This window comes from Scytonema hofmannii PCC 7110 (genome assembly GCF_000346485.2).
Lineage (GTDB): Bacteria > Cyanobacteriota > Cyanobacteriia > Cyanobacteriales > Nostocaceae > Scytonema > Scytonema hofmannii.
In genome coordinates, this window is sequence record NZ_KQ976354.1 from 10738404 (window position 1) to 10751888 (window position 13485).

8 protein-coding genes are annotated in these 13485 nt (G+C 42.3%); 2 read left to right on the forward strand and 6 right to left on the reverse strand.

What is annotated here, in order from left to right; all coding sequences use genetic code 11:
* Positions 1 to 11 precede the first annotated feature (11 nt).
* The gene (locus WA1_RS45280) at positions 12 to 2567 is read left to right on the forward strand and encodes a polynucleotide kinase-phosphatase (RefSeq protein WP_017744145.1); all 2556 of its coding nucleotides are present in this window, start codon (positions 12 to 14) and stop codon (positions 2565 to 2567) included.
* Positions 2568 to 2635: 68 nt separating this feature from the next.
* Here the strand turns inward: WA1_RS45280 and WA1_RS45285 are convergent, their stop codons facing one another.
* Positions 2636 to 3268 (reverse strand): hypothetical protein, encoded by a 633-nt coding sequence (locus WA1_RS45285; protein ID WP_017744146.1) that lies wholly within the window; start codon positions 3266 to 3268, stop codon positions 2636 to 2638.
* Between the two features lie 641 nt (positions 3269 to 3909).
* Between WA1_RS45285 and WA1_RS45290 the strand changes: the two genes are divergently transcribed.
* The gene (locus tag WA1_RS45290) at positions 3910 to 5001 is read left to right on the forward strand and encodes a nucleotidyltransferase domain-containing protein (protein WP_017744147.1); all 1092 of its coding nucleotides are present in this window, start codon (positions 3910 to 3912) and stop codon (positions 4999 to 5001) included.
* A 242-nt stretch (positions 5002 to 5243) separates the two neighbouring features.
* On the opposite strand, the gene WA1_RS45295 is transcribed toward WA1_RS45290, so the two are convergent.
* From WA1_RS45295 to WA1_RS45315, 5 genes are all read right to left on the reverse strand, one after another.
* Positions 5244 to 5558 carry a DUF5615 family PIN-like protein gene (locus WA1_RS45295; RefSeq protein ID WP_017744148.1) on the reverse strand — a complete coding sequence of 105 codons (315 nt, stop codon included), beginning with the start codon at positions 5556 to 5558 and terminating at the stop codon, positions 5244 to 5246.
* Positions 5539 to 5766 (reverse strand): DUF433 domain-containing protein, encoded by a 228-nt coding sequence (locus tag WA1_RS45300; RefSeq protein ID WP_017744149.1) that lies wholly within the window; start codon positions 5764 to 5766, stop codon positions 5539 to 5541. Before WA1_RS45300 ends, WA1_RS45295 begins: the two co-directional genes overlap by 20 nt.
* A 312-nt stretch (positions 5767 to 6078) precedes the next feature.
* Positions 6079 to 6354 carry a MoaD/ThiS family protein gene (locus WA1_RS45305; RefSeq protein ID WP_017744151.1) on the reverse strand — a complete coding sequence of 92 codons (276 nt, stop codon included), beginning with the start codon at positions 6352 to 6354 and terminating at the stop codon, positions 6079 to 6081.
* 161 nt (positions 6355 to 6515) lie between these two features.
* A complete protein-coding gene (gene thrC, locus WA1_RS45310; protein WP_017744152.1) occupies positions 6516 to 7820 on the reverse strand; it encodes a threonine synthase in 1305 nt (434 codons plus the stop codon).
* Between the two features lie 112 nt (positions 7821 to 7932).
* Positions 7933 to 13455, reverse strand: a complete 5523-nt coding sequence (locus WA1_RS45315) for a trifunctional serine/threonine-protein kinase/ATP-binding protein/sensor histidine kinase (RefSeq protein WP_017744153.1) — start codon at positions 13453 to 13455, stop codon at positions 7933 to 7935.
* Positions 13456 to 13485 lie beyond the last annotated feature (30 nt).

Sequence of the window (13485 nt, forward strand, 5' to 3'; positions counted from 1 at the left end):
TAATCCCTAACATGAAAATAACACTCCCTGAATTATCTCTTGTCGTTCTTATCGGAGCTTCTGGTTCTGGTAAATCAACATTTGCTCGTAGAAACTTTCAGCCTTTTGAGATATTGTCTTCTGATTTTTGTCGAGGGCTAGTATCTGATGACGAAAACAATCAGGCTGCAAGTTCTGATGCTTTTGATGTGTTGTACTATATTGCGGCTAAGCGATTGGCTGTGGGTAAACTCACTGTTATAGATGCTACTAATGTTTACCCAGAAGACCGCAAAAAATTACTGGCACTAGCACGAGAATATCATTTTTTATCTGTCGCGATCGCTTTTAATCTCCCACAGGAACTTTGTCACCAACGCAACCAACAACGACTAGACCGTCAGTTTGGTCTTCATGTCGTGCGCCGTCACACTCAGTTTATGAAGCGATCACTACGAGGTTTGGAAAAAGAAGGTTTCCGCTATGTCTACATTTTTGATTCTGTTGAGGAAATAGAATCTGTAGAAATTGAGCGCCAACCACTTTGGAACAACCGCAAACACGAATTTGGTCCTTTTGATATCATTGGCGATCTTCACGGTTGCTGTGACGAACTTGAAGCGCTATTGCAAAAGTTGGGCTATGAGAAAGACTTGGGGGATTTCCCCACGTACTACCACCCTGAAGGACGCAAAGCAGTTTTTTTAGGCGACCTTGTAGACAGGGGATCTCGGATATTGGATACTGTAAAACTCGTGCGGAACATGGTTGTCGCGGGAACGGGTTTTTGTATTCTTGGCAATCATGAAAACAAATTATTGCGGAAATTACGGGGTAAAAATGTTAAGGTGAATCATGGGTTGGAGCAAACTTTGGCAGAAATTGAAGCTTTGCCAGAAGATGTGCGTCAACCATTTACAAAAGAGTTGTGTGAGTTCCTTGATTCCCTGATCGGTCATTATGTTTTGGACAAGGGACAGTTAGTGGTTGCTCATGCGGGCTTAAAACAGGAAATGCAAGGACGGGGTTCTAGGGCTGTACGGGAGTTTGCTATATACGGTGAAACGACGGGGGAAATTGATGAGTTTGGTTTGCCTGTTCGTTACAATTGGGCGGCTGATTATCGCGGTGCGGCGATGGTTGTTTACGGACATACTCCTGTTCCAGAAGCTGAATGGTTGAATAATACTATTGATATTGATACGGGTTGCGTTTTTGGTGGAAAACTGACTGCATTGAGGTATCCGGAAAAGGAACTGGTTAGCGTTCCTGCTTTGCACACGTATTGCGAACCCGTTAAACCAATTGGAGGGCGGAATAGTGCGTCTTTGCAGCAGGAATATGATGATGTGCTGAATATTGAGGATGTCCTTGGCAAGCGCCTCATCAATACCCAACTCAAGCGTAACATTACTATTCGCGAAGAAAATGCGATCGCCGCCCTGGAGGTGATGAGCCGTTTTGCGGCTAATCCCAAATGGCTGATTTACTTACCACCTACTATGTCTCCTGTAGAAACATCTGAAGAACCGGGTTATTTAGAACACCCGATTCCAGCCTTTACCTATTATCAAAACCATGGAATTACTGAAGTAGTTTGCGAAGAAAAACACATGGGTTCTCGTGCGATCGCGATCGTCTGTCGAGATGAGACAGCAGCGAGAAAACAATTTGGTGTAGTGGATGAGGGGATTGGAATTTGCTATACCCGGACGGGAAGAAAATTTTTTGATAATTCACACCTAGAGACAGAATTTTTGACCCGGTTAAATGCTGCTCTTTCCCACAGTGGTTTTTGGGAAACCTTTAATACAGAATGGGTTTGCTTGGATTGCGAACTGATGCCTTGGTCTGCCAAAGCCCAAGGATTGCTAAAGCAACAGTATGCACCTGTTGGAATTGCATCGCGCCTTTCTTTAACTGATGCTGTAACCTTGTTACAACAAGCAAGTCAACGGGGTGTAGATGTCAGCAACCAACTCAGTTCTTATCAAGAACGAGTCAACATGGCACATCAGTACGTCAATACTTACCGCCGCTACTGCTGGTCAGTCAATGATATTTCTAACCTCAAACTTGCTCCCTTCCACATACTAGCAACAGAGGGCACTGCCCATACCGATAAAGACCATCTCTGGCACATGGAACAAATCGCCAAAATTTGCCAGTCCGACCCTAACCTGCTTCTGGCAACAAACTACAAGACGATCGATTTAACTGACGCCAACAGCCAAGCAGAGGGAGTGCGTTGGTGGGAAGAACTAACAAATGCAGGAGGTGAAGGTATGGTCGTCAAGCCAATGCAATTTATAGTCAAAGGAAATCGCGGTATCGTGCAGCCTGCAATTAAGTGTCGCGGACGGGAATATCTACGGATTATCTACGGACTCGAATACTCAAAAACCGAAAATTTAGAACGCTTGCGTCACCGGGGACTCTCCCTCAAACGGTCCCTTGCCATGCGAGAATTTGCCCTAGGTGTTGAAGCATTAGAGCGGTTTGTTGCTCGTGCGCCCCTACGCCGCATCCATGAATGCGTTTTTGGTATTTTAGCGCTAGAAAGTGAGCCTGTAGATCCACGGTTGTAAAGTTTCCTTATCTGCTAAGGCACAAATTCATCAGCGTGCATCCGCGTTCATCGGCGGTTAATTCTTCCTCATGTGCTAATCACCAATTGACTGAGGCGTTTTAAAATCCGCAAGACATCGTACAATTCATTTCCACGATTGCGAATATCAAAAATATCAGATGTACCGTACTGTGGTATTTCCCCTTTCACTAATTTGATAAAGATGAAACTTCCTCCCGTCGTAATCATGCCATAACTCGGTTTATCGGAATAAGGAGTACCTAACATATAAGCAAGAATCTGTGCTAATCCTTCCTCGATAGAAAAAGCCGCTTTTTTTGACTCGATAACCATAACCCAGAATTGGTCTTTTAACACTAATGTGTCTATTCTTCCTTTGATAATGACTTCTTCATCTTCTACCGCAATATCTATTGATTCCTCTGATTTGACATAAAAAGGAGCTAAATAAAAATCTCCAATAAACAAGATGGGGTCAAGAATTGACATTCTGACGACATCTTCTAGAAGCGGGGGATAGTTAAGGAGATTAAAATAACCCGCTTTCACTTTGTCTAAAAGGAGTTTATCTAAATCTGTGATTTCTGGTAAATTTTCTTGCCACTCTAGAAAGAATTGGTCATCTTGAATTAGCTGAAGACCAAAGTTATCAATGAGGTAGCGTAGGTCTATATCTTTTGCTTGAACTATCTGTACCATAGTAGGATTTGGAGCCGTCAGCAGTTCATTTTATCATCCTATCTCCCTTTTTAAGGCTACGGTGTACACACAAGCAATTAATACAGCCTTGGCGATTGGAAATCGCGGCTATACAAGCAAAACCCACCTACGTGGGTTTTAATATCTTGATTTTCTGTTAGTCCGTGCAGACGCACTTGGTTTGTATAGTAGCGAATTTTATTCGCCCAAATCTTTTCAAACATCCTCTTAGTCCCCCCGTATGGATTGGGGGGAGATCAATAAGTGCCTAAAATCATAGCCAACCACTTTTCAAACACCCTCTAAGAGTTGGAAATAAGGACAAATTCAGAAAAATATACTACAATATAATACAAACATTGCTGGTCGAAATGCGATACGGCTAAAGCCATAACCGGCTTATCGCATACCCACCAGTCACAGCAAGTTGAAAAAAGAATGCGACAGATAGGAGTATAAAATTTCCTCTAAGCAAAGCTTTTTGGCGTTGCATATTTGGGGGATGATTTTATTTTCTCTGTAAGTTGAAAAACTTAATTCTTGGCGCTCTTGGCGTCTTGGCGGTTCATTTTTCATCCCTGTTTTATGCAACGCCAGCTTTTTTAATCCAAAATCTAAAATCTAAAATCTAAAATTCTCATATGGAAAGAATAGAAGTAGAAAAAAGAACAATTTTAATCGGGTTAGCAGGTAGTCATGGATATGGGTTAAACAGACCCGATTCAGATTATGACTATCGAGGTGTATTTGTAGCAACCAAAAATTACTATCTAGGCTTTGACATCATCGAACAAAAAGATGCTGGATGGGATGAACCAGGAATCTTTCCATTTTTAGATGGAAATAAAGATACGGTCATATATGAAATCCGGAAAATGATACAGTTACTAGCAGGAGCAAATCCCAATATTTTGGAATTATTGTGGTTAGAAAAATATCCTGTTTTAACAACAGTTGGTCAAGAATTACTCAATCACAAAAAAATCTTTTTAACTAAGAAAGTCAAGCACACTTATTCTGGTTATGCTTTTGCCCAAATTAAGAAGATGGAAACTCATCGCAAGTGGCTGCTCAATCCACCACAAAAGAAACCATTACCAGCTGATTATGGAATAGGAGATGAAGCACCACTCACAAAAGATGAGTTACACGCTTTTCTAGAGTATCTTTATCATTTAATTAGAGGAAAAATTGAATTTCTAGAAGAAGCAGAACAATTGTATAAGCTGCTGACAGCAGATATAGATTTTAAAGGTGTGCTCAAACAGTATCCCTTAGCTGAGGAAGCGTTGGAATACACGCAAAAATTAACAAACAGCCATAAGGATTTTATTCGCTTGTTGAAAAAAAGCCAAACTTATCAAGTGGCTTTGAGAGAATGGAAAGCTTACCTATCATGGCAGGAAAATCGAAATCCGGCTAGGGCAGAAATGGAACGAAAATCGGGTTACGATCTCAAACATGGAATGCACTGCATCAGGTTGTTACGGAGTGGACTAGAAATCTTGCAAAAAGGAGAGGTAATTGTAGACCGGAAAATTGCTGGTGATGCGGAGGATTTAAAAGCGATTCTCAGGGGAGATTATTCCTACGAACAAGTCATGAAAATGGCAGAGGATTTGGTTGCTAACATGGACAAGGTGTACGAAGTGTCTACTTTGCCCGAACGACCTAATTTAGAACCAATTAATGAATTGTGTATGGAACTTGTTGAAATGCAAGGATGGAGTTAGAAGTTCATAGGACTTAAGCATAACCCCCCTTTTTCAGCTACGGTGTACACAGATCTCTAGATCGTTATCAGAGCAACACATTGAGTGCTTGGAAAGGGGGCTAGAGCGGTGGTACAGTAGTCAAAAAGGGCGCAAAAACCCGGTTTCTCTCTACCGGAAAGCTTGGTATCTCATATGCTCAACGATAAAGTTACCGGGTTTTTGGGATTACTGTAGCGATGCTCTAGAGATTTTACATTTCGTTATAGAGATATTTGCACGTACATTCCCAACGACACACTTTCAACCTCTGCTAAAATCTTATCGATAAGAGTTTCTAATACCTTTAATCGATTTGTGGGAAGCTCAATAATCGCTACTCTTCGTCCAGTCAAGTTTTGCTGATATTTCAAGTTCTTGTCTGATGTGAGAAAAACATTATACACTCCATCAATCCTTGCAATTAATTCACCATTCTTAATCCCAGCCCATCCCTGTTCCTGAACAGTAGTTATTTCGTAAGCAGAGAAATAGCGCTTTAAAGCTTTTGGTAAATTCTCATCCAGAATAATTTTCATATTGAAATTGCTCGCGAGCCAGTTTTAGAAAATTTACCGCATCTGTACGATTGACAGAAGGAAAATTCTCTAAAAACTCTGGAAGAGAAAATCCATCGTCTAAATACTCCAATAATGATTGGGCAGGAACTCTAGTATTTTTGAATACTAACGTACCGCCCATAACTTCTGGGTCGGAACTTACTGGGCTTTGGACTAAAGTAATCATAATATTTGTTATCTTAAGTTATGACGATTTTTCTTCTAGTATATCTAAGAGGTGATTTATCAAGTAAACTTACCTGCAAAAACTACTCCCTTCCTGCCAGAAGATTTTGAAGATGCTAAAAACGATACTAAAATACCTTGGGAGCAAGTACAAAAGGAATTAGGATTGTGACTTATCAAGTCGAAGTTACTAAAAGATGAGAGTTAGGGGAGTAGGGAGAATTTATGCAATTACCTAGTAGTTACAACACAAGCGGGCGAGGACGCCCGCACCACAAAAGTGTTGAATTTTATGAAGGTAATCTATTAGCCATTAACCACCAGCTACTGCAGGGACAATACTCACTTCATCACCATCTTTTAATGGTGTAGCTGTTCCATCCAAAAAGCGGATATCTTCGCTGTTGACATATAAATTCAAGAATCGGCGCGGTTGTCCGCTGTCGTCACATAACCGAGATTTGATACCGGGACAGTTTTTTTCTAAAGAATCGAACAGTTCGGCAACGGTGCTGCCATTACAGTCTAAGGCAGCTTGGTTATTTGTAAATTTCTGAAGGGCAGTAGGAACTAAAACTTTGACAGACATGGTTAATTGTTAGCGGTTAGTTGTTAGTTGTTAGTTGTTAGTGGTGTAGGATAGGCGTCTCGCCTGTCATCGTTAGTTGTTAGTGGTGTAGGATAGGCGTCTCGCCTGTCATCGTTAGTTGTTCATTGGTGTTCTACTAACCACTAACCACTCACTCATAACTAGACAAGAACTTGTTGCCATTCGAGGCGATCGAGTGTCCGAGAACGCTCTAGTGCTCTTTCAAAGCTGTCGAGCTTCGCCTCAATGGTCAAGGGTTCTCCAATGTAGCCCTGTACGGCTTCTTGGGTTTTCAAACCATTTCCGGTAATGTATACCACGGTGGTTTCATCGGGGTCAATCTTGCCTGCTTCTACCAATTTCTTCAGCACGGCAACGGTTGTCCCTCCTGCAGTTTCTGTGAAGATACCTTCTGTCTCAGCAAGCAGCTTGATGCCTTCGATGATTTCGGGATCTGTCACAGACTCAATATTACCACCAGTTTTGTGCGCTATATCCATAGCATATACACCATCTGCAGGGTTGCCGATCGCAATGGATTTGGCGATGGTATTTGGTTTGACTGGTTTGATAAAGTCGCGTCCTTCTCTATATGCTTGAGCTATGGGCGAACATCCTTCTGCTTGTGCGCCGCTAAACTTAACATTCTTGCCTTCCACCAAACCCAGTTCTACAAATTCTTGGAAGCCTTTGTAAATTTTTGTATATAACGAACCAGATGCTAGAGGTGCAACAATATGGTCGGGTAACTCCCAACCCAGTTGTTCTGCAACTTCAAAGCCTAGTGTTTTGGAACCTTCGGAGTAATATGGACGCAAGTTTATATTGACAAATCCCCATCCATGTGTATTGGCTACTTCAGAACAGAGACGGTTGACTTGGTCGTAATTACCTTTAACAGCCATGAGGGTTGGGCTGTAGATTAGGCTACCCAAAATCTTTCCGGCTTCCAAGTCAGCAGGAATGAACACGCAGCAATCTAAACCGGCATATGCTGCGATCGCTGCAGTAGAATTAGCCAAGTTCCCGGTACTAGCGCAAGAAACTGTGGAAAAACCTAATTCTCGTGCTCTGGTCAGAGCAACCGACACCACCCTATCTTTAAAGCTGAGGGTTGGCATATTGACGGCATCATTTTTGATATACAGTTTATTCAGACCAAGGCGACGTGCCAAGCGGTGGGAACGAACCAGTGGGGTCATACCAGTTCCCACATCAATGGGGTTTTCACTGGCGACTGGCAAAAAGTGACGGTAGCGCCAAATGGAGTTGGGACCTGCTTGAATTGTTTCACGGGTGACCTTAGACCGCAGGGCGCTGTAGTCATAGGTAACTTCCAACGGACCGAAACAGAACTCGCACACGTGGAGGGCTTTGAGTTCGTACTCCGCACTACATTCCTTACACTTCAAGGATTTAAAAGTGCCCGCGCTTGTTTGGGTATGAGTGGTTGTCGCCTGTGTCATAAGTCAGCTTTCCCTGGATGTCCGTCAACTGTGGTTTTGATAGTAACACGAGTGAAAATACCCGTCAAACATACCCGACAAAATTTGTCGGGATTAAAATCAATGCTTCTGGTCACTGGTCACTGGTCACTGGTTGCCGAACTGGCACGCGGATGATAAACTCTGCTCCCTGTCCAAGTTCTGACTTACACAAAAGTGACCCCCCGTGTTTTTCCGTCACAATTTGATAGCTAATCGATAAGCCCATACCCGTTCCTTTGCCCACAGGTTTTGTCGTGAAGAAGAGATCGAACAGGCGTTGTCGAACAGACTCTGGCATACCTGGTCCATTATCTGCAATGCGGATTTCAACTTGATAATTATCGACTTGTTCGGTGTGAATAGTAATGGTTGGGGTTGTCAAAAGTTTTTGATTGTTCAATAATGACTGTTCTAAAGCATTGATTGTGCCGCTTGATTCCAAAGAATCAATCGCATTACTCAACACATTCATAAACACCTGATTCAATTGCCCTGCATAGCATTCGACTAAAGGCAAATTACCGTAGTGTTTGATCACTTCAATCCCAGGACGGTCTGACTTTGCTTTAAAGCGATATTGCAAAATCATTAAAGTACTCTCAATCCCTTCATGAAGATTAACGGTTTTCATCTCAGCTTCGTCCATGCGAGAGAAAGTCCGTAGAGAAGCAACAATTTTTTGAATTCGTTCTGCGCCAATTCGCATGGAGGACAGTAACTTGGGTAGGTCTTGAAGTAGAAATTCAAGGTCGATGGCTTGTGCTTCTTCTTGAATCTCTGGGTCGGGAAATGGGTCATGTTTCTGATAAAGTTCCAGCAGTCTCAGCACATCTTGAGTGTATTCCTTGGCATGGGTCAAGTTGCCAAAGATAAAATTGACTGGATTGTTGATTTCATGGGCAACTCCTGCTACCAATTGCCCTAAGCTTGACATTTTCTCGGTCTGCACGAGTTGGGCTTGGGTTTGTTGCAGTTTGTGCAGAGATTGTTCGAGTTGAGAGGCTTTTTCTCGCTCTCGCGTTTCGGATGCGTGCAAAGCTGTGTTTTTAGCTTCGAGTTCTTGTGAGTAATTTTGTAGATCGGTGTAGAGACGGGCGTTATCAATTGCTATGGAAATTTGTGCTGTCAATAAATTCAGCACGTTTACCCGTTCTGGGGTAAAAGCACCAGGAATAAGATTATTTTCTAGGTAAAGAATACCAGTAAACTTGCCAGAATGAATGAGCGGTAAACACAAAATTGATTTAGATTGGCGATCGGTGATATAAGCATCAATTGCAAAACGGGCGTCTTTAACAGCATTGTCTAAAACTAGATTTTCTCTGGTTCTTTCGATATAGTTGCATAAGGCAACTGGCAGTAAGAGTGAATCTGTTGATTTCTCCAAGTTAACAACAACACTGATGTCTTTCCCTTTAACCATTCCCGCCGCTTCTAGCATCCATTGATGCTCGTGCTTGGCAATAAAGTAACCTTGGACAGCGCCAGCATTTTCGATCGCAATTTTCATCATTTTTTCCAGCAGGCGACTCAGCACTATTTCTTCTGACAGCACCTGTGAAGCTTTCATCACCGTCATCATGTCAAGAATGTAAGAGCCTCCGGTAACCGTGGAGTTTGTCTGAGTCAGTTCCAAGTAATTCGTTTCTGGCTTTTTTGTGTTTAACGGCGTAATGAATTGTGGGTATTTTGATTCTAAATCTTTAACTTTAGCAATAGCCCCCCAATTGTTATAAGCATAGTAAGCATTGGTCATGTAGGTTCGGGCAATTGTTTCTTTACCCCATGATAGATAGAATTTGGCCGCGAGTTCGTGGGCGAGTGCTTCTTCGTTGATGTATTCATTTTCTTTAGCAAGAGCGATCGCTCGATCGTACATCTCTATTGCTTCTAGTTTTTGGTTTAAAACTCGATGCCGTTCTGCCTCTACTAGATAAAATTTGTGCAGATGATTCATTGGGGCATGATGCGCCCATTTGAGCATTTTTTCTTGATTAGCTTGTACGCGAGCGAGAATACCCTGCTGCTCAGACTCTAGTCGCTCGCCATACACCGCCAGATGTATTAAAGAATCGTAGAAATGGAAGATAACAAAAACTACCTGCCCTGTAGCTGCACCCAAATAATTTTCTGCTTGATTGAGATTTTCCAGTGCTTGGGAGTAGTTTTCAAATCGGTAACAAAGCTCCAATTTGTGAAAGTAGAAAAATTGAATTGCGACTTGGTCATTAGTTGAGTGGTGTAGGGGTAGCATTTTCTGCTCGTCATAAGCTTCACCCCTTAAAATGCAGGGATTTTGGCTTTTGCCCATTATATTTAAGACAGCTTGCCAATGGATTTCCTGATAATGAAGCGCTGTTTCTTGCTTGATTTTACTAATGGCATTCCAGTAAGTTACCATTTCTTTTTCAACGAAAGTTAGTTGCTTGCCAACCAAATATAGTTGATAGCAGTATTCAAATGCACCATAAGCAGCATATTCTAAATCTCCAGTTTCCAACCCTCTAGAGTAATTTGACCGCATTGGTTCTAAGGTATTCTTGACGTGTTCTTTCCAATGCCGAATCAATATATTTACTATTTGGTACGTTTTGGTGCTGACTTCTTTGGCATTTAATTTTGAAACCAAACTTAAAGCTAATTGACCGAACTGATAGCCCCGCTCAATGTCTCCCACAACTCCACACAGAAGAAAACCATAAAGGGCGTATGTATAGGGAGACACGGAAGCATTACCATATTGGACACATAAATTGACTTGTTTACATACCACTAGGGGTACTATTTCCGGAGCGCCCAAGTAGGTGGCAATAAATAGACTTGACAGTAGCTTTAACGCTGCTAACCTATCGGGGTTGGTCATTTGAGGTAAGTAAAGCAAGTCCAAGGGTTCTTTCCCACTCAAAATGGATGCGGTTTCCTCTAATGCTTGCCCAATATCTGAAGGTTTCACTGTTTTAGGAAACTCCACCCCCAAAAGCTGTAAGACTTGTAGCGCCGTATTAATTGCTTCGAGTAATTTGTTCTGCGCCATATAAGCTTGAATCTGGACTTCATATACCTTCACTTTGTCCACTAGCGAGGTGGCGCGATTTTGCACTACCGCAACAAATCTCTGCATTTCATCAAAATCACCGCTTAAAAATGCTGTCTCTGCTGCTTGCTCATACAGCGCTAATGTCAGTTCATACTGGCTCTCCCAACTATCTACCGCTAGAACAGATAAACCAACTTGTAAATATTTGATCGCCGACTCATAAGCTGTAGCTGCTTTTGCTTTTTGACCTGCAATCAAGTTCAGTTCTGCTAACTCGGATTTTTCCGACTCAGATATCAGTAAGTCAGCCCCATAATTCAGTTGGTTAACCAGCGCGAAAACATTTTCTTTGCGTTGTTCAGGTGTTGTATTTTGCAAAAGCAATTGACCAATTTTGAGGTGCGTTTCTTTTTTCTGTTCATTGGGAATGAGAGAATATGCTGCTTGCTGTACGCGATCGTGTAAAAACTTGTAGTCAACTTTGACATCAGTTAAAGTAATACCACCATGTTCTTCCTGACTAAATACTAAAGGAATTTTATAGTCCTGAGTTAATGGCAGAATTAACCCAGCTTGAAGCGCAGACCACAATTTCGCCGCAGTCGTTAGAGAAGAGGTTTCGTTAACGATCGCCAAAACTTCTAAGTTAAAAGTGTTACCAATACAAGCAGCTAACTTTAGTACTTTTTGTGTTTCTAGTGACAGTTTGCGAATGTTTCTTGCCGTCAGTTCAACAACATTCAGATCGGTGATGCCAATTGCTTGAATATCTTGAATATCCCACTGCCATGCCCCAGATTGGAAGTTATACGTTAACAAGTCTTCTTGATGCAGAGTTTTCAGGAGTTGCGTTAAAAAGAAGGGGTTCCCTCCAGTTTTATGGAAGAGTAATTCTGCCAGTGGCTTGCTGCATTCTGTTTCATTCAACGTATCCCCAATTAACGCCAACACATCCGTTAACTGCAACGGTGACAGGACGATGTTATTGACAACCGCAGCCGAGGACTGAATTTTGGACAAACTCAGCATGAGTGGATGGGTGGGCGAGACTTCGTTATCGCGGTACGCTCCGATCAATAATAAATAATTGCGATCGCGATCCGTCATCAATAGCTCAATTAAGTTCAGCGATGCTGAATCTGCCCACTGTAAGTCATCCAGAAAGACCACCAGGGGATGGTCTTGATTCGTAAATACCCCAATAAATTGTCCAAAGACGCGATGGAAGCGATTTTGAGATTCTGCTGCACCCAGTTGTGGCAAAGGTGGTTGCTTACCAATAATCAGTTCCACTTCCGGAATCACATCAATAATAACTTGCCCGTTTTCCCCTAATGCAGTTAACAGTTTTTCTTTCCAAGCTTCAATTTGGGCAACGTTTTCGGTAAGTAACTGCTGAATTAAAGATTGGAAAGCCTGAATCAATGATGCATAGGGAATATTACGCTTGAACTGGTCAAACTTGCCCGCAATAAAATAACCCCTCGCCCTGACAATCGGTTTATGAACTTCATTCACGACACTTGTTTTGCCAATCCCAGAATAACCAGAGACAAGCATCAGTTCGCTGCTACCAGCTGCCACACGTTCAAAAGCCGCCATTAACCTTGTGACTTCGGCTTCCCGTCCGTAAAGCTTTTGCCCAATCAAAAATTGCCCGGATTTGTCCCTTCTTCCCGGTACAAAGTTTTCTATCTTTCCAGTCGCCTGAAATTGAAATAAACATTCCTCTAAATCTGCTTTCAGTCCCCAAGCACTTTGATACCGCTCTTCTGCTGTTTTCGCTAACAATTTCAAAATAATCGCACTCATCGCCTCTGGCACTTCTTCTGTAACGCGACAAACAGTTTCTTGACAGGGGGAAGGTGGTGTTTTGGCAATGTGACAGTGTATCAACTCCATCGGGTCGATAGCATGAAACGGCAAAGTACCCGTCAGCATTTCATACAAAGTCACACCCAACGAATAAAAGTCAGTCCGATAGTCGATCGCTCGGTTCATTCTACCCGTTTGTTCGGGCGACATATAAGCAAGAGTCCCTTCGAGCAAATTTGGATTGCTGAAGGTAGGATTTTCTTTATCGAGGCGCGAGGAGATACTGAAATCAATTAATTTGACTTCACAAGAGTCAGGGTTAATCAGAATATTGTGTGGTTTAATATCTTTATGGATAATTCGTTGGACGTGCAGTTCCCCTAAAATCTGTGCCAGATTAATTGCTACCTTCAGGAAAGCTATCAAGCTTGTTGTTGGAGTCGCGATAAGCCGGGTACGGCTTGCGCCAAAGGCGATCGCATCAATGAGCGAGCAACCCGGAACGTCTTCCAAAACCAAAGCCAGACCGTGCTGATAATTCTTTAACTCGTAGGGTTTGACAATGCCAGGAATTTGCAGAGGCTGAAGAATTTGATATTCGTGGCGCAGTCGCGCAATTTCCTCCAAGGATGGATGTTCGCAGAGGAGAGTTTTGACAATAACCGACACATTATCAGTTTCTCTCCGTCCCCGATAAATGACGGTTTTACTGCCAGAGTGAACGGTTTCTTTGAGTTGATAACCTGATAAAGTAGCTGTCATTGTCTTTCTCGTGCAGTATAAACATTCTTA